Origin of the sequence: Streptomyces sp. NPDC051364, from assembly GCF_040682115.1 — a bacterium.
Lineage (GTDB): Bacteria > Actinomycetota > Actinomycetes > Streptomycetales > Streptomycetaceae > Streptomyces.
In genome coordinates this window covers 26,518-44,295 of sequence record NZ_JBFBAH010000010.1, presented here as the reverse complement: position 1 = coordinate 44,295, position 17,778 = coordinate 26,518, and the positions used below count along the sequence as shown (strand labels likewise).

Here is a 17,778-nt window from a genome sequence, read left to right as displayed (position 1 = left end):
GGTCACCCGGCGCTTCCGGGGCTGGTGTAGCCGAGGCTCTTGAGGTCGGCTGAGCGGGTGCCGGCGGGCTGGAGGTCGGCGTAGGGGTGCAGGCGCGCGCCGGTGGCGCCGTTGGCGAGAGTCCGCTGCCGCGCCGGGCCTTGGGCGGGCGTGGGGGCGAGTTCACTCTGGCCGAGGAGGGAGAGGACGGCTTCAGGTCCGTGGTCGCGGCGCGCGGCTGCGAGTTCCTCCAGGTCCCACACCATCTGCCCGACCACCGTGCGGCGCGGGCCGCGGGCCTCCACGGTGCCGCGTACGAGCAGAAGGGCGGAGTGGAAGACCGTGTGGGCGACGGCGTCGTGGCTGTCCTCGAAGAACGCGATGTCGACCAGGCCGAATCCGTCCTCCAGGGTGACGAAGATGACGCGCTTGCCGGAGGGGATGGGCGGGGTCTGGGTGGAGGCGCGCACCCCGGCGACCAGGACCTTCTGTCCGGGGTGCATGGTCGTGAGGTGGGCGGCGTCGGTGGCGCCGACTTCGCGCAGCAGCCGGTGGTGGTGGGTCATCAGGTGCTGGGACACGTCGATCTTCAGCACGCCGATCTCGGCGCTGAGGGCTTCGCGGCTGGTCATCTCCGGCAGGCCGGAGGGTTCGGCGGTGACGAGTTCGCCGCCGAGGGGGAGCTGGCCGTCGGCGGGCCGGGCGCGGGTGTGGGCGTGGAGCTCGGCGGTCTGGAGGAGGAGGTCGCGGCGGGTGAGCGAGCCGCGTAGCGCGTCGAGGGCGCCGATCTGGATGAGGCGTTCGGCGATCGGCAGTGCGGGGCGGGCGCGCTGCCAGAAGTCCTGGAGGCTGTTGTAGGGCTGGCCGGCCGCGATCCGGGCGACCTGGTCTTCGCTGATGCCTTTGACCGAGGACAGAGACAGCCGCACGCCCCACACGCCGGGCTCGGTCTGCTCGATGCGGTAGTCAGGCTGGGAGTGGTTGATGTCGACGTTCAGGACGGGGACGTGGTGGCGGCGGGCGTCGGAGACGATCACGCGCGGCGGCCACATGCCCGGGTCGTGCTCCAGCAGACCGGCATACAGGGCGGCCGGGTGGTGGGCCTTGAGCCACGCCGACTGCAGGGCGGGCACGGCGAACGCGACGGCGTGCGCGCGGCAGAAGCCGTACGCGCCGAAGCCCTTGATGATCTCCCAGACCTCGTCGAGGACGGCGGGCGAGTAGCCGCGGCGGCCCGCCTCGCGGCGGAACCAGGCCTCCACTTGCGGCAGGCGTTCCTTGTCGGCGAGCGCGCGGCGGGCGACCTCGGCGAGCGCGCGGTCGCAGCCGGTCAGGACGGAGAACATGTCGATGATCTGCTCGTGCCAGATCGTCACCCCGTAGGTCGAGGACAGGACCGGGATCAGGTCGGGGTGCGGGTATTGGGGTGTGGCGCCGTGGCGGGCGGCGATGTAGAGGGCGGGCATGCCGCCCTTGACCGGTCCCGGGCGGAAGAGGCTGATGTCGGCGATGACGTCCTGGACATCGCGCGGCTGGAGCCGGCCCACCAGGTCCTGCTGACCGGGCGATTCCAGCTGGAACATCCCGACGGTGTCGCTCCGGCGGATCAGGTCGAAGGCGCCAGGGTCGCCGAGGGGGACATGGTCGGGATTGTCGAGGTCGATCTGCCGGCCTGAGGTCCGGCGGATCTCCTTGACGGCGTGCGCCATCGCGGACTGCATCCGCACCCCGAGTACGTCCAGCTTGAGCAGGCCGAGGTCTTCGACGTCCTCCTTGTCGGCCTGGACCATCGGGTACTGGCCGCCCGGGGTCGGCTGCACCGGCAGCCGGTCCAGCAGCGAGGAGTCGGACAGGATCACCCCGCACGGGTGCATGGCGATCCCCCGCGGTAGGGCGTCGAGGCCTTCGGCGAGCTCCCACAGCGGCCCGAACGAGTCGGCCTCGGCGGCGAGCTGCTTCAGCTCCGGGAGCGTGGTCAGCGCGTCGCGGATGTCGCAGGCCCGGATGTGCGGGAACGACTTCGCGATCCGGTCGACCGTCTGCGGCGCGATGCCGAGGGCGAGGCCGGTGTCACGCAGGGCATGCCGGGCCCGGTAGGTCTCCGGCATCCCTGTTACCGCGACCCGCTCGAGCCCGAACCGTTCGATGATCCGGTCGTAGACCTCCAGCCGGCGCGCGGACTCCACATCGACGTCGATGTCCGGCAGCGACGACCTGCGCACCGACAGGAAGCGTTCGAAGAGCAGGTCGTGGTCCAGCGGATTCGCCGTCGCCACGAACAGCGCGTGGTTGACCATCGAGCCGGCGCCCGACCCCCGGGCCGCGACCCGGATGCCCATCGCACGGACGGCGGCGACGACCTGGGCGACCGCCAGGAAGTACGCCTCGTACTCCAGCTTCCCGATCACCCCGAGTTCGTACTCCAGCTGCTCGACCGCCCGCCGCTCTCCGTCCAGGCCGCGCGCGAACATTCCTGCCTCGCAGCGCTGGCGCAGCAGCCGCAACGCACCGCCCGGCCCCGGCTCGGCTCCCACCACTTCCGGCTCGGGGAAGTGCGGCCGGCCCAGCCCCAGGTCGGCGACCGGATCGACGACACACTCCTCACCGGACCGCGTGGTCTCCGCGAGCAGCGCGGCCGCGCGGCCCGGGCCACCGCCGGACGCCTCCGCAATCCGCTCCGCGGCCGCCGCCATGGAGGCGGGGTCCTTCAGCCAGCGCTCGCCGCAGTCCAGCTGACGGCGGTCGATCGGCCGCAGCAGCCGGGCCGCATCGAGCACGTCGGCGATGCGGTGCTGGGCAGGGTCGGCGTAGCGGACCGCGTTGGCCAGCACCGCGCGGATGCCCAGCTGGTCGGCAAGACCGAGCGTGCGCGCGGCCAGCCGCAGCGAGCCCGGACCCGTACCGGGCACGCCCCACCACACCGTCTCCAGCCGCAGGTTCCCGCCGGCCACCTCACGCCACGGCGCGAGCAGCCGCTCGGCCAGGTCCGGGCGCCCGGCCGACAGAGCACGCACCGGCTCCGACACCGGCCCCAGCAAAACGAGCAGGCCCTCGTCCGCGTACCGGCCGAGCGTCTCCCACGACACCACCGGCGGCCCGCCCGCAGCACCAGCGTGCGCGGCCGACACCAGACGGCACAGCCGCCCCCACCCCGCGGCGCTCCGCGCCAGCAGCGTCACCCGCAGCGGCGGCTCCACCACATGCACGCCACCGCGCACCGGCGTGCGGGGGCGGACCGCGGAGCCGGGGGGAGCCGGTGAGCGGGGGGCGACGGCGACATCGACGCCGAAGAGGGGGCGGATCCCGGCGTCCGTGGCCGCCTTCGCGAACCGGACGGCCCCGGTCACGGTGTCGCGGTCGGTCAGCGCGAGCGTTTCGATCCCGCGCTCGGCAGCCCTTCGCACCAGGTCGCGGGGATGGGAGGCGCCGTAGCGGGCGGAGTAGCCGCTCGCTACGTGGAGGTGGCAGCCGTTGGTCATGACCCACCTCCCGCGAACGAATAGTTTCAGCCGGTATGGCCGGAATCTCTCCCTCCAAGATGTCGAACTAAAATCGAACAACGCGAATCGGTTACTCCGAAGTAGGAATGCGATCACCGCTGTGACTGAGTACTACATCTGTCCAATGAGCACCGGACTTGTCGTGCTGTGCATTCGAGTTGGCGGGCAGGGAGCCCTCGCGGATCGTCGTGGTCAGGGCTGTTTCTGTGATGCCGCACGATCAAGGTTCGGCGGCACAGGACATGTCTGGTCGGTTCACCAACGGCTGAGGCCCTTGCCAGTTCGGATGCTGTTGGTCAATTCCGGGCCTGGCGTGACGTCGGCCTTCAAGACCTGTTGTGGTCTTGAAGGCCGACGTTGTCGCATGGGGTGGGTACGGATGTCGATGGAGCCGAAGAGGCCTGAGAAGATCCCGGCCGGGCGGTGCGAGTGGCGAGAGCCTCGTTCCCACACGGAAGCCTGGCGATCCGGGTGAGGGACGAGCTAGAACCGCTGTTCATAGATGAGGAGTTCGCGGACCTGTTTCCGTCGCGAAGGCGGCCTGCCTGGTCACCGAGATGCCTGGTGCTGGTGCTGCAGTTCGTGGAGGGCCTGACCGACCGCCAGGCGGCAGAAGCAGCGGGGCACAGATCGACTTCAAATACGTCCTGGGCTCCGGCTGGACGATCGATTCTGGCTGCCAGGCCGGGACCCTACTGCGCGCCTCTGACAGGCCACGATGCATGCCCTGGCCTCCTCCGATGGGGGGCAAGGAGCTGATCGCCGCAAACGATTCGGGCGATGGCCGGCGAGATCACCTCATTGCCTTCAGCGTCGCGCTGCAAACCCTTCCTGAGCGCCTTCCGTAACGCCGCCTCGTTAAGGTCGATCTCATAGGACTTGCCGTCCAGGCCAGACTGCGCGTCCGCCGAACCATCCAAGTCGTCAGAGACGGTGACCGTTGTCTTATTCGCGTAACCCGGATGATGCCCGCCCCGGAGACAGCCAAGTAAACCGGCCCATCTCGTTCGGCTAGCTTTACAGCTCGTGGCTGGCGCGACGGCTGGACGCGAAGAACCCCCGAAGTCGAAACCCGGGGGTTCTTATCTAGCTGATCACGGAAGGTAAAGCGCTGACGAAAGCCGCCGCTCGCCCTCACCGCCAGTCAGCCGCAGGCCATCCGGCTTGCAGAAGATCGAGGAAGGCTAGGGAAGTTGGAATAGAGGTTCGAGCTTGGATCCCCACGTGTAGACACCATCCCCACCCGTCAGGGGAAAACCGCTCCTGTCGCTGAGTGGAGCACCGGATGAGGCCCCGGACTGTTTCAGGTACGAAAATTGGTTGTATCCGCCACCCATCCCTGCCAGGCAGTCTTCCCACGTGTAGTTGCCTGCCGCGAGATATAAGGTTCGGGATGGGTCGGTGGCGCCTCCCATGATCTGCGACCATCGATAATTCCCCGCAGCCAGATATATGTCCCGATGGTGACACCCTATGGATTCAATTCCAGGGGAGGCGTCCAGATATTCGGTTTTCGTATTATAGGCGGCATTGGCTGCTGCACTTGCGGGCGCGGCGCCGATGATGCCGAATGCGAAGGTGGCCGCAGTGGCCCCCAAGGTTGCGATTATCTTGAACCTAGCCATACCGCCCCTTACCCACGCGAAATAAAGCAGTGCCGTTCGATTAATTCGAACAAAAATGTAACCTACTGTGGTTTCCTGTTTGCTGCAAGAGTCAACCGGCAGTTCGGCAAGGTGTGTGCTGTCAGGCGGCAACCTGACCAGGCAGTTCGTCAAACCGACACGAAAGATCGGCCGAAGGGCCGGGATGTCTCATGAGACATAGAGAAGTCTGGAGAAATCAGGCTGGTCGCGGTCGCCGATCCGGACTGGTCCCGGTACTACGCCACCCGTGCCGAGGACTCACGCTTCCCCAAGACCCTCGCCAAACGAGACGAGACCGGCCGACGGATCGGCGCCGACGGGATGCGGCTGCTCCAGGCCGTCACCGCGCGTGAAGCACCGAGGGCATTGCGGCGGTGCCGGAGGTGGAGATCTTGCGGCAGGTGTGGGTGCAGCAGTTCCACCTGGTCGAAGGCGAGGCGCGGCGCCGCGACCCAAAAGACCGGCCGCCGGACGCGAAGCGCCTGGTCATCCCCTATGACATCGAGGCGCCGGGCAGCGTGAAGCGCGACGCTTTCTGGGACGGATACGAAGTCCACCTCACCGAGACCTGCGGTGGGGTGGACACACCGGACCTGACCACGAACGTCGTCGCCGCCGATGCCACGGTCAGCGCCTTCGACCTGGTCCCGGCTGTCCACGCCGCTCTCGCCGAACGCCGGCTGCTCCCTGATGAGCACCTGGTCGACAGCTGCTACGTCTCCGCTCGCCAGGTCGTGGCCGCCCGGCGTGACCACGACGTGGAGTTGGTGGGGCGATTCCCGCACGCGGGTGGCAGAACCAGGCCAGTGCCTCTGGGACCAGCTAGCTGGTGCACCGAAGGAACGAACCTCCGCCAGGAGCCCAAGAACGGTGGCCGCGACAGCCTGACAGTCGATTCTACCGACGGTAGAATCGGGAGTATGAGCAGCAGCAAGCCCACGAGCATCAAGGCGACCGAGGCAACCCGCGACCGCCTGCGCCTCCTCGCGCAAGAGCGCGGCACGACCATCACCGAGCTCCTGGAGGAGCTCGCCCAGAGCCGGCTGACCCAGTCTGAGCAGGAGCAGCGGGCCCACCTGGCCGCGGCGGAACTCGGGCTTGAGTACACCGAGGACCTCCAGCAGGCCGGGCAGTCCGCCTGGGACAAGATCCGCACCCATCAGGACGGCGCCGCCGCGTGAGCCTGACGGCCGTCTTCGACCACACCGCCCTGGTCGCCCTCTACCGGGCCGACCCCTTCTTTACCGGTCTCTACATCGAATCCTCCCGGGGTACCGGCCGCGTCCTGATCCCAGCGCTGTCCGTCCTCGCCGCCGAACGCGCGACTCCCGGCGCCGGCGCCCACGCCGCCCGACTGCGCTTCGCCGAAGCCGTGCCCTTCACGACCGCCCACGCATTGGATGCAGGCTCCTGGCCCGCCACCGACTGGGCGGTCACCCACCCCGCGGCCATCGCCTGGCAGGCCGCGAAGACCGGTGAGCCCGTCACCGTCCTCTCGCTGACCCCCAAGGCGTACGAGGGCACCGGTATCTACCCCCTTGACCCCACCTAGCGAGGACGGCCGCAATGTCGGAAGTCACGGAAGAGTCCGACCGCGACTTCCGGATCATCAAGTCCGGCCTGACAGCAGTAAACCTGCAGATCGGCAGCCTCGACCAGAAGGTCGAAGCCCTCGACCTGAAGATCGACCGCAACCAGGCCCAGATCATCGAGCTGCTCACGCAGCTGGTCGGCCAGCGCCCCGACGTCGGCTGACCTCCCCCGGCCCGCCTTGGCCAGGCGCAGGCGTCCGGTCTCGGTCAGGGGTGCATTACGGCGGGGCACGAAAGCCTTTCTGGTCGGCGTAGACGTCGCAATCCACACCGAACCCGGAAGGCGCTCACCCGTTCAAGACGCCTCAGCCGAGACCTCCATCACCCGTCCACGGCAATACACCTGGTCCGACAGGGCCTGGACGCCTCTCAGGAGCTGGGGGTCGGGGGCGGTGGTGCGGACGGCTCCGGGACAGTGTTGGGCTGGGCCGCCGCCGGGAGCGCCCAGACGTGATCCGGGGTCACGATCTTGGTGACCGTGTTGGCTATGAGGGAGCTCAGACTGCCGAACTTCCCGTCGATGTCGGAGTTCACCACGATCACCATGGTGGCGCGGGCCTGCGGGAGCCGGACGGCGATGGTCTCGTAGCCCGGCAGCTCGCCGTTGTGGCCGATCCAGCCGTCGAGCTCGGCGATGCCGAGCCCGTAGCCCACGTCGGGGTGCCCGGTGGGCAGCATGCGCAGCCGCTGGGCCTGGGTGGCCGGCTCCAGCAGGCGGTCGCCGTCGGGCAGCTTCCCGGTGACCAGGGTCGGGACCCAGGAGTGCAGGTCGTCCATGGTGGAGATCATCGCGCCGGCCGCCCAGCCCCAGGACGGGTTCCAGGTGGAGGCGTCGACGGTCGCGCCGTCCGGGGTGAAGTTCGTGTAGCCGTGCACGTACGGGGCGGCGATCTCCGCGGCGGTCGGCAGCGAGGTCGCGTCCAGGCCGGCCGGTTCGAAGACGTTCTGCTCCAGGTACGTGTGCAACGGCTGCCCGCTGACCTTCTCGACGAGCAGGCCGAGCAGCACGGTGTTGGTGTTGGAGTACTCCCAGCGCGCGCCCGGCGCGAAGTTGGCGGGGTGCCCGAATGCGATGTTCAGCAGCTCCTGCGGGGTCCAGGCGCGGTGCGGGTCGGCCTTGAAGGTGGCCATCCAGCGCGGGTCCTCGGTGTAGTTGTAGAGGCCGCTGCGCATGTCGGCGAGCTGCCGGACGGTGATCTTCTCGCCGCCGGGCACGCCGTCGAGGTACGTCGAGATCGGCGCGTCGAGCCGGACCTTGCCGTCGTCGACGAGCTGGAGGGCGGCGGTGATGGCGAAGGTCTTGGTGACGCTGCCGATGCGGGTGTGCATGTCGGTCTTGATGGGGGTGCCGGTGGCCTTGTCGGCGGTGCCGAAGGCGCGCACGTAGGAGTCTTCGCCGTCGATCCACAGGCCGACGCCCACACCGGGGATGGCGGCCTTGCGCATGGCCGCCGTGATCGCGTCGTCGAGCTGCTCGGCGACCGCGGGGTCGATGTCGACCCGGCCCGGCGGGGCGGCCGCGGGGGCCTGGCCCGCGCACAGCGCGGTCAACAGCAGCGAGGCGGCTGCCAGGACGGTGGGCGTCCGGTAACGGCCCATGGAGGATCACCTCTGATGCACGTCCCCGAGCGGTCCCGGATCCCTGAGCGGACCTTCTCATCGTAGGAAGCCGCGTCCGGGGCGGCGACCGGTACCGCGGTCAGGCACGGGCGGGCCCTCTCCGGGTTCTGGCGCTGAGCCCCCGCCCCCGGCCGGGGCGTTGTCGGTGGCGCCGGGCATGCTCGGCGCCATGAACTCACCCGTGCCGCCGGTCCGCTCGTCCTGGGACCGCACCGACGGCTGGCTGTGCGAGCACGCCCCGACCTCGTACGGGAACCTCGCGCGGCCCGCCGGTCCCGGCGCGGTCGAGGCGGCGCAGGCGGAGCTGGGCCTGCGCTTTCCGGCCGACCTGACCGACTCGCTGCTCTGCCATGACGGCCTCCTGAGCTGGGACAACGTCCTGCCAGGCCCGCCGCCGCAGTCGGTGGCGCAGATCGTGGGGCACTGGCGGATGTGCATGGAGATCGCCGGTGACGACGAGGACCTCGTCGCGCCGTCCGAGTCGGGAGGCGAGCCCTGGTGGCACCCCCGATGGATCCCCTGGGCCCAGAGCGACGGGAACGCGCAGGTGATCGACATGCGAGAGGGGCCGCAGCAGGGTCGGCTGGGTACGGCGTGCCACGACGACACCGGCCCACTTCGAGGACGGGTGGCCCTCGCTGGCCGCGTACCTCGCGGAGGTGGCCGACGCACTGGACCACGGCGGCATGGTCGACGGCTGCGCGCCGTACCTGACCTGCGACGGGGAGCTGTGGTGGGACCTGGAGGGGGAAGACGGAGCTGAACGGCGACCCCCTCACCCCGGCTCCCGCCCCCGCACATGCCGGCGCACTCGCGGCCCGGACCTCCAAGAGCCTGACGGCACTGCTCGGGGAGCCGGTCCGTCCGGTGGGCGAGGACGCGCCCGTCATCGAGGCCCTGGCGCGCGACTGGTCTGTCGTCCTCCCGCCCGACTACGTGACCGTGGAGAGCGGCGAGGTGCGGCGCCAGGCGGCGCGGGTCAGGCAAGATCCGAAAGAGACGGCCCAGGGGCGCACCAGGTGCGGTGCGAGGGCCCGGTGGCGCGCACCGGGATGCGCGCGGTGCGGTGCATCCGTCCGGCGGTGGTGCGCACCCGATGCACACCACCAGCATCGACGCTGCGCACTACACGGCTGTGATGCGCACTGGGCGCGCACCGGCCGGTGCGGGGTGCGCCTGCATCGCCTGGCCCATGGCGATGGCCTGCAGGAGGTGCAGGTTGTCGACGATGTCCTCCTAATCCTCGGTGAGGACCTCAGTGATGAAGCCGATGACTGCCTGGGCGATGCCCTGCGCCGCGCCCGGTCCGGCCTGCTGCCAGGCGTGCAGGGCGGCCGTGAAGACGTGACCGAGGGCCTCCAGGGCGAAGGTGTCAGCGCACGGCTCGTCGTCGTCCTGGCCGGGCAGCGCAGTGACCGGGACGACGATCTGCTCGGCGACGTCCACGAGCAGCATGGGCATCCGCGGTTCGGCGGCGACGAACGCGGAGGTGGCCTCGGCGTCGCCGGCCTGGACCGCCCGGAGGTAACTGAAGGCGCTCATCACCGCGGCCGGGGTCATGGCGGCGAGCGGCGAAGCGACGGTGGTCTGGGACATGGACGGCTCCTCGAGTACGGGCCGCCTCGCTGATCGCGGCGGCCTGACTGGGAGCCTGCGCGGATGACCGCTGAGCAGTTGCCGTTCCCGGTGCCGGACCAGCGCGCCCACCTCTTCGTGACGCACTACGCGGACATGCACGAGCTCGTGGAGGACCTGGTCGATTCCGACGGCGTCCCCGAGGCCGCGGCGACGGTGCTGCGCACAACCCGCGAGCTGCTGCGCCACTCGTACCACTGCTACGAGTTCTCCACCGCGGCCGTGCTGCACTCCCTGATCGCGGTGGAGACCGTCCTGCGCGCCCAGACCGCGGACGCGGGCAAGAAGCCGCTGCACCAGCTCATCGAGCAGGGCGCCGCCTCCGGGCTCCTGACGGCCCGGCAGGCCGAGTTCCTTCACGATGGACGCAAGCTCCCCACGGCATGGCTCACGGGCAGAGCAGTCACATGGCGATGCCGCCGGCCATGGCGGCCGGGATGGTGCGTACCGCGTTCACCTCGTCACTGAGCTGCGTGCGGCCCGGCCCCGCCCCGCCTGATGATCACGAACTGGTAACGGCGCTCAGTGGAGTGTCACACCGTCGACTTTCGCCACACCTCTAACAAGTGACGGCGGGATTCCGTTCGGAGTCCCGCGCCATCTGCGTGAGGAGCATCGTTATGACGTACACCAGCAGTGCCCGGCAGCCCGAGCAGGAGCCGCGCTCAACCTGGTCAAGGGGTGCTGAGCGCCCTTCGGATGGCCCGGAAGGCAGTGCCGCGTCCAGTGCCGTGAACGAATTCAACGTCGTGCCCATCACCGCAGCTGACACCGCCCGCCAGGGGGTCTCCCGGGAAGCTGACACCTCTCTCCCTTCCCCTGGGGAATCAGCGCAGGGGAAGGGGTCTACTCCCACGGCGGCGAAGGTTCGGGCTGACGCGCTGCGGATGCTGGGGTGTGTGCGGATAGCGACGGTGCGGCAGATGGCTCAGGTGATCACGGCGGAGGAGTCGGACGGCCGGTCGTACGTGCGCAGGGCGATGAAGGAGCTGGCGGAGCTGGGGCTGGCGGAGACGAACGGCAAGGACGGCAAGGACCAGATCTGGAACCTGACGGTGGCGGGGCAGAAGGCTCTGGCCGAGGGCAACGAGCTGCCGCTGCGCCCGAAGGCCGGCACCGGTGCGAAGGCGGTCAGGGCCGGGTTCGGTGCGCACGGCGTCGCGGTGACGGACATGATCCTCGCGTACGGCGGCCGTAGGTATCTGACCGACTGGCAGGTGGAGGTCAACCACGCGATCCGGGAGACCAGCCTGAGCTTCAACGCTGATGCCGTCCTGGCCCTGCCGACGAAGACCAGCGAGGTCCGGATCTTCGAGCTCGACAACGGGTCGATGAGCCAGGCCCGCCTCACCAAGGAGGTCTGGGACTACGAGCGGTACGCCGGGCACCGGATCTGGGAGGGAGCGCGCGGCACCATCGGTGGCACGTTCCCGTTCTGGCAGCGCCACCGCTACACGCGCTCCGAGCGCTTCCCGACGCTGTACGTCGTCCTGGCGGGGAAGGAGGAGCATCTGCTCGACAACCGCCTGAAGGCGCTCGCCAAGGACGTACACGGCATCACCGTCGCCGTCCTGGCGACAACCCTGCCGGCGCTGCAGCGCGGCGAGTCCTGGTACGAGATCGGCATGGACAGCCCGGACAAGCGCCGCCGTCGCTACCCCGCGCCCGTCGGCCGCTGAGCCTGCGCACGATGCCGGGCAAACCTCCCGCACGGGGGGCTTGCCCGGCGCGGCTCGCCGCCGGGCCCGCCGGGCGGGACCGTCCCCGAAGTTGTCGCCTCACCGTCTGGGACGTGGCAGCCCGACGGAGGTACGCCCCACCGAGGAGGGCGTAGACCGGAGTCATGAGACGAAGCAAGCAGGAGAGTGTTCGACATTGAGGGTGCCCTGTTCGCGGCGGCGGTCGTCTGTGCCGAGCGGGTGCGGATTCTGTCCAAAGGGCAGCGCGGGTATCTCGTGTGCGAGAACCTGGTTGTGCGCGGGGCCTCACGCCGGCACCTGGACTGGCCACACTGGGCCCTGAAGAACCTCTATAGCGGCGTGGGGCTGATGTTCGGCAAGTTCTGGGAGGGCGAGGAGGACACCAGCCGCCACGGCGGCGACCTCCCGGTCCCTCCGGTGACGTTCCTGTCGATCCGGCCCGCCGTGCGTCCGCGCGACCCGCAGTTCCTGCACAACACGCCCGTGCTGGCCGACACCATCCGCGACGCCCAGGACGACGGCCGCAACGTCTTCAACGGCCTCGAGCGCGACTGGGCCACGGTACGGTCCTGGGCCGCCCGCCTGCCGAAGCCTTCGAAGGAGAGCACCCCTTGAGCACTCCCTCCCCGATCCCGGCCACCGCCCATGCCGCCGCCACCGAATACTGCGGCCACGACCTGGTCCTCACCGAAGTCACCGACCGGCGCGGCTCCGCAGTCTGGAAGGCCACCGGCCACAAGGGCGCCGCCGCCCTGAAAGTCGGCGGCGGCGCCGGCGCCGAGATCACCGCCCGCGAGGCCGCCGCTCTCGCCGCCCTCAAGGTGGACTACTTCGCGGGCGCCGGCGTCACCCACGGCTCCGCCTGGCTGCTGACCCACTGGCTCGAAGGCCCCTCCACGTGGGATGTCTTTGGCCCCGTCCGGGCCGGCGGGGCTGGCCGGGAGCAGGCTCTGGCCGCGGCCGCCGACTTGTGCTCTGCCGTCGCTGGCCTTCACATGGCGGGCTGGGTGCATGCCGACCTCCAGCCCTCCCACGGCATCCACACCGACACCGGCGTCAGGCTCATCGATCTTGCTTGGGCCTGGCGTCCCGGCTGGGACCAGGGCACCGCCTTCAACGGCGGTATGACACACCTGCTCTCGCCCGAGCTCGCGGCCGCGATCATCACCGGGGACAAGCCCGTTGCCGTGACCCCGGCCGCTGACGTCTACGCCCTCGCCGGGACCATCTGGACCTGCACCACCGGAAGGTGGCCGCTGGACTACCAGGCCGCCGGGATCAACCCGAAGGCCTGCACCCCGCACGAGCTCCGCCAGCACATCGCCACCGGCCACGTCCCCGTCACGGCCGAGCGGCCCTGGCCCGAGCTGCAGGACGTGCTGCTGCCCGTGCTCCTGGACGATCCGGCCAACCAGCCCACCGCCGGCGAACTCGGCAAAACGCTGGGCCCGTAGAATATTTCGCTCCACGAGGGCATCGCGTCCGGTCTGGCCACGGTTCGTCAGCAACTCACAGGACTGGAGCAGAAGACGGATGGGCTCGAGGGCCGTTTTGAGGCCCTCGACCAGAAGATCGAGCGGAACCAGGCCCAGATCATGGAACTGCCCACCCAGGTGGTCAGCCAGCGCCCCGACGCCGGCTGCCCATCCCGGCTGGGTCCCGTCCCTTTGGGTGTCAGCCGACCGGGGAGGGGCTGCGGGGATCGGTTGGGCGGGGGACGAAGACCGGGGAGTCCGACTGGTAGAAGAGGTCGATGTCTGCTTCCTCGCCGCCGACGATGAGGGTGTCCCAGGCGCCGCTCTCCCGCAGGGTGCGGAGGGTGGCCGGGGCGATCGAGGCGAGGTGGGAGCGGAGTTCCCCGTCGCTGGGCAGGCCGGGCATCCGGGGCGCCAGCCGTTCGCGGATCCCGGCCATACGGTCCAGTAGTGCGTCCAGGTCGCTCCCGTCCGCGGCACCGGAACTGGCCTCCGCGCTGCGCGCGATGATGTCCTTGATGGCGCGGGTGACGCCCTGTTCGTCGGTGGTCACCATGGCGTTCCAGGCGCGGCTCTTGTGCCGGTACTGGAGCATGGACATCGCCGCCTCGTGCCGGATGAAGTCGGCGTCCCGCAGGGGCTTGCCACGCCATGCGCGGCTGAGCGAGCGGGCCAGCGAAGTAGCCGAGGCCAGGCCGCTGTTGAGGCCACGGCCCGGCCAGAAGTGGATGGCGTTGGCCGCGTCGCCCAGCAGGAAGCCGTAGGTGCCGGGGGTGGTCGCGGTCGGCCGGTGCAGCTGTGCGGTGAATCGCGGGCGCTGCACCATCTCCAGCCGGAACGAGGTGATCGCGGACAGGTCCTCCTCGGCCACCCCGAACAGACTGAGACCCTGCCGGATCTCCTTCCACAGCGGGGAACCGCGCAGCAGGGCGGGCAGGAAGAGGGTGCCGTGGGTGGGGCAGCGGAACTCGTTGTCCTCCTCCTGCCGGCTCATCAGGCAGGGGCGGGTGGCGATGCATTCCTCGAAGACGTGGCGGACCGGGTCGATGCCGATGACGCTCTTGGTCTCCTCCCGGGTGAGCCGCATGTTCAGGAAGCCCTCGCCGCGCAGCGAGTTGAGTAGGAACCGGTTCTGCGACACGGTGAGCAGCACGCTCATCGGGTCCGGAAGCTTCGATTTGACGCGTAGCCCCAGCACGATGTCCTGGAGGTGCTCGCCGTCGAGGGAGTAGATAGAGGCGTCGGCCGCGCCGAAGCGGTCTGCGTAGTGGTCCCGGGTGCGGGAGCGGCCGCCCTCGGCGACCACCAGGACGTGTTCCCGGGTGATCCGGTTCTGCTCCTCCGCCACGTCGAAACGCTTGGGAACCAGGCGGATCGACGGCCTCCGGTTGGCCAGGTCCAGCAGCCGGTCCTCGATGTGGGCGATCCGGATGTTGCGGGGCGGGCGGCCGTCTACCGAGTCGGGGCCGACGGGCCACATCTCGGAGTAGGCGGCGCCGTCGTCGAAGAGGGCGGAGAGCGCCTCCTCGGACAGCGCAAGGTACTGCCGGCTCTGGACGGTCACCACCTGCTGGCGGCGGAAGTTCCCCTGGGTCTCGTCCTTCCAGACAACCGAGGAGCCCTTCCTGGTCCAGCGCCCGTCGTAGAGGGTGATGGCGGTCCGCCCGGGCAGCATCTCTTCGAGCGCCAGGGCGAAGGCGAGGCCCACCGGGCCGCCGCCGGTGATGGTGACCCGCAGCGTGCCGGGGTCCGCGGCGCTCGGCCGGGGCACATCCAGGAGGGAGAGATCCATGACCGTCTCCATGGCGTCCTGGGCCTCGTAGAGGAACGTTTCATCGCCGATCCGGATGCAGTCGTTCGGAACCAGCACATGCCGCGTGACGCGCTGGTCGTTGACGAATGTGCCGTTCCGGCTGTCCCGGTCGTAGAGGACGAAACCGGCGTCCTCCGTGAGGATCTCGGCGTGCAGCCGGGAGGCGCTGGGGCTGACGATCACGACGCCGTTGTCGCTCTTGCGCCCGAAGCTGAGGGGCTCGCTGCCCAGAACCACGCTCTGCCCGGTGAAGGGACCCGTGCGTCCAACGATGACCGAAGGCACGCCACACTCCTTGAAAAAGACGCCTGCTGACTCCTCGTACGACAGCAACACGCCATCGCGAACGTGTTCGGTTCAATCATTTTCGAAAAATTTCGGTCACCCCGTTGAACCGGAGATCCCAGTCCGTACGTGATGTTGGCGTCGGTAGGCGATCAGAGGAGAACCGCCCCCATGCACAACGAGGAATCCGAGACCGTGACGGAGAGCACGCTCACGGCCACCACCGCGGCCGCGGTGGGTGCACCGGGCGGGGAACGGCTGATCGCCGGCCGCTACCGGCTGCTGTCCCGGCTCGGCGAGGGCGGTATGGGCACCGTGTGGCGGGCCCGCGACGAGACGCTGCACCGCGAGGTCGCCGTCAAAGAGGTCCGGGCCCCGGCCCATCTGCGGGCCTACGACATCGCGCGGATGTACAGCAGGCTGGAGCGGGAGGCGTGGGCGGCGGCCCGGATACCCGACCGCAACGTGGTGATGGTCCACGACGTGGCCATGGAGGACGACCGGCCCTGGATCGTCATGGAGCTGATCCGCGGGCAGTCGCTGGCCGATCTGCTGCGTGCCGAGGGGCCGCTCGCACCCCGGCACGCCGCGCACATCGGCGCGGAGGTGCTGAGCGCGCTGCGCGCCGCGCACGCCGTCGGGGTGGAGCATCGCGACGTGAAGCCGGCGAACGTGCTGCTCGCCGAGGACGGGCGGGTGGTGCTCAGCGACTTTGGCATCGCGATGGTCGAGGGCAGCACCGCGCTGACCATGACCGGCGAGGTTGTCGGCTCCCCCGAGTACCTGCCGCCGGAGCGGGCGTTGGGCCGCCCCTCGGGCCCCGAGTCTGACCTGTGGTCCCTCGGCGTGATGCTGTACGCAGCCGTGGAGGGGATCACCCCGTTCCGGCAGGACACCGTGCTGAGCACCCTGCGGGCCGTCGTGGATGAGGAACCGCCGGTGCCGACCCGGGCCGGCCCGCTCGCCCCGGTCATCGCCGGGCTGCTCCGCAAGGAACCGGCCGAGCGGACCCCTGCCGCCGATGTCGTCGAGGCCCTGCGGGGCATCGCCTACGAACCAGACGCCACCAAGACCGCAGCCCGCGTCCTGCCGGCCCCATCGGAACCCGCCACGGCAGCCACGGCAGCGGCAACAGTCCCCACGGCGCTGGCGCCTACCACCACCTCGGAGCCCGCCCCGCCCGCGCACCCGACAACCGCAGCGCCCGCCGGCCCGCCCCGCAAGCGCCGTACGGCGGCCTTTGTCGCGGCCGGCGCGGCCGCCTGCGTACTGACCGGCGCCGGGCTGGTCTATGCCCTCAACGGCAACGACGAGGACTCCGCCCCCGGTTCGGGCGGCGTACGGATGTCGGTGGCGGGCGCGAACACCACCTACACCGGCAGCTGCCCGACCCGCGAGAGCCAGGCCCCGGAGTTCACCGCGACCTTCACCGCCTCCGAGCCGACCCTGATCTCCTACCGCTGGGTGTCCGGCGACGGCTCGGTGGTGGATCCGCACTGGCGCACCATGTCCATCGGGGACAAGGCCAACCCCACCGGGCATGACACCGTGCGGCTGACGACCTATGCGAAGGCCGGCACCCTGACCACAGGGATGGCCGTGGAACTCCAGAGCCCCACCCGCGCCACCTCCAACCCAGTCCCCTTCTCGATCACCTGCACCGGCTGATCGCGGCCGGTCAGCCGGTGGCCGCCGGGATGACGCGCTGTCCGTAGGCGTCGATGGTCGCGGAGGGTACGGAGCTTCTCGATGTGGGCCTCGGCCGGGCCCAGCAGGCAGAAGCGGTCGACGATCTCGTCGGGGACGAAGTCCGGCGTCGACGGCTCGGGGGAGTTGGCTGGCGTAGTCGTCGAGCAGCGGCTTCAGCTGCTGGTGGAAGGTCATGCTGTTCTGCCTGAGCCAGTGCCTGGTTGTGCACCGGGCAGGCTCCATGCCGCTTTGCGCTCGGAGTTCCTCGCCCCAGTGGAACACCGGCGACCCGGAGGGTGAAGACCTCCGCGCCGCTCCGTCGGGCAGCTCTCCCTCGTCTAGGTGATCAACCGGCTCACACGGCACCTGTCCGTTCCGGACGTTGTCTGGCTCGGCTGACCGCCAGCGGCGGTGCGTCCGGGGTGAGGCAGGCGCAGCATTCGCACGGCCCCAGCGACATATGGCCAGCTCGTCTGGTGACTGCCGCCGCAGTGGTCGTCCTGCCAGTACGGCACTGCACGAATACGGTGTTCCACTCGCGGGTTCAACACCGGGGCGCAGTCGCAGGAGCATCCCCGGCCTCGGTTCGGGCGGTAAGCCCAGTCGTGCGGGCCGGCTCTGCCCGGCACGGGTTCGGCGGTTGCCGTGGCCCGTCAGACGGGCAGCGCGGGATCCGGCTCTGGCGTGCGTCGGACGTGCACAAATTCCTGATGGTTTTCGCAGGTCAGAGCCGTGGTGGTGGTGCGGCTGAGAAAAGTCGGGGTCCAGTATCCGGTTTTGGGGCTCGTGTGGCGTGTAGGGGGTGAGGGGCTTTCGGGTTCCTCATTCAACGAGTCGTCATGAT

At 69.8% G+C, this 17,778-nt stretch carries 12 protein-coding genes and 3 pseudogenes; 10 read left to right on the top strand and 5 right to left on the bottom strand.

What is annotated here, in order from left to right; all coding sequences use genetic code 11:
- Positions 1-2 precede the first annotated feature (2 nt).
- Positions 3-3,458, bottom strand: a complete 3,456-nt coding sequence (dnaE, locus tag AB0M76_RS21955) for a DNA polymerase III subunit alpha (protein WP_365954470.1) — start codon at positions 3,456-3,458, stop codon at positions 3-5.
- Between the two features lie 400 nt (positions 3,459-3,858).
- Between dnaE and AB0M76_RS21950 the strand changes: the two are divergent.
- A pseudogene (locus AB0M76_RS21950) lies at positions 3,859-4,132 on the top strand (transposase); the annotation flags it as partial.
- Positions 4,133-4,312: 180 nt separating this feature from the next.
- Here AB0M76_RS21950 and AB0M76_RS21945 read toward each other — a convergent pair.
- A pseudogene (locus AB0M76_RS21945) lies at positions 4,313-4,399 on the bottom strand (Lsr2 family protein); the annotation flags it as partial.
- A 939-nt stretch (positions 4,400-5,338) separates the two neighbouring features.
- On the opposite strand from AB0M76_RS21945, the pseudogene AB0M76_RS21940 reads away from it, so the two are divergent.
- From AB0M76_RS21940 to AB0M76_RS21930, 3 genes and pseudogenes are all read left to right on the top strand, one after another.
- Positions 5,339-5,898 (top strand): annotated as a pseudogene (locus AB0M76_RS21940) (IS5/IS1182 family transposase); the annotation flags it as partial.
- 404 nt (positions 5,899-6,302) lie between these two features.
- Positions 6,303-6,677, top strand: a complete 375-nt coding sequence (locus AB0M76_RS21935; protein ID WP_365954469.1) for a PIN domain-containing protein — start codon at positions 6,303-6,305, stop codon at positions 6,675-6,677.
- Between the two features lie 14 nt (positions 6,678-6,691).
- Positions 6,692-6,880, top strand: coding sequence for a hypothetical protein (locus AB0M76_RS21930; protein ID WP_365954468.1), 189 nt, complete (start codon positions 6,692-6,694; stop codon positions 6,878-6,880).
- A 206-nt stretch (positions 6,881-7,086) separates the two neighbouring features.
- Here AB0M76_RS21930 and AB0M76_RS21925 read toward each other — a convergent pair whose 3' ends face one another.
- Entirely contained in the window at positions 7,087-8,316 is a 1,230-nt protein-coding gene (locus tag AB0M76_RS21925) for a serine hydrolase domain-containing protein (protein WP_365954467.1), read from the bottom strand.
- 190 nt (positions 8,317-8,506) lie between these two features.
- On the opposite strand from AB0M76_RS21925, the gene AB0M76_RS21920 reads away from it, so the two are divergent.
- Complete coding sequence (locus tag AB0M76_RS21920; RefSeq protein ID WP_365954466.1) at positions 8,507-9,100, top strand: SMI1/KNR4 family protein; 594 nt, start codon at positions 8,507-8,509, stop codon at positions 9,098-9,100.
- A 473-nt stretch (positions 9,101-9,573) separates the two neighbouring features.
- Here the strand turns inward: AB0M76_RS21920 and AB0M76_RS21915 are convergent, their stop codons facing one another.
- Positions 9,574-9,933, bottom strand: a complete 360-nt coding sequence (locus tag AB0M76_RS21915) for a hypothetical protein (protein ID WP_365954465.1) — start codon at positions 9,931-9,933, stop codon at positions 9,574-9,576.
- 63 nt (positions 9,934-9,996) lie between these two features.
- On the opposite strand from AB0M76_RS21915, the gene AB0M76_RS21910 reads away from it, so the two are divergent.
- The 4 genes from AB0M76_RS21910 (at position 9,997) to AB0M76_RS21895 (ending at position 13,126) form a co-directional block, all read left to right on the top strand.
- Positions 9,997-10,440 carry a hypothetical protein gene (locus AB0M76_RS21910; protein WP_365954464.1) on the top strand — a complete coding sequence of 148 codons (444 nt, stop codon included), beginning with the start codon at positions 9,997-9,999 and terminating at the stop codon, positions 10,438-10,440.
- Between the two features lie 152 nt (positions 10,441-10,592).
- On the top strand, positions 10,593-11,651 hold the full coding sequence (locus tag AB0M76_RS21905; protein ID WP_365954463.1) for a replication-relaxation family protein: 1,059 nt from the start codon (positions 10,593-10,595) through the stop codon (positions 11,649-11,651).
- 186 nt (positions 11,652-11,837) lie between these two features.
- Positions 11,838-12,287 (top strand): hypothetical protein, encoded by a 450-nt coding sequence (locus tag AB0M76_RS21900; RefSeq protein ID WP_365954462.1) that lies wholly within the window; start codon positions 11,838-11,840, stop codon positions 12,285-12,287.
- On the top strand, positions 12,284-13,126 hold the full coding sequence (locus AB0M76_RS21895) for a hypothetical protein (protein WP_365954461.1): 843 nt from the start codon (positions 12,284-12,286) through the stop codon (positions 13,124-13,126). The genes AB0M76_RS21900 and AB0M76_RS21895 overlap by 4 nt, the downstream gene beginning before the upstream one ends.
- A gap of 220 nt (positions 13,127-13,346) precedes the next feature.
- Here AB0M76_RS21895 and AB0M76_RS21890 read toward each other — a convergent pair whose 3' ends face one another.
- Entirely contained in the window at positions 13,347-15,245 is a 1,899-nt protein-coding gene (locus tag AB0M76_RS21890) for an FHA domain-containing protein (protein ID WP_365954460.1), read from the bottom strand.
- A gap of 171 nt (positions 15,246-15,416) precedes the next feature.
- Here AB0M76_RS21890 and AB0M76_RS21885 point away from each other — a divergent pair, with 171 nt between their 5' ends.
- Positions 15,417-16,913, top strand: a complete 1,497-nt coding sequence (locus AB0M76_RS21885; RefSeq protein ID WP_365954459.1) for a serine/threonine-protein kinase — start codon at positions 15,417-15,419, stop codon at positions 16,911-16,913.
- The last annotated feature ends 865 nt before the right edge of the window (positions 16,914-17,778 follow it).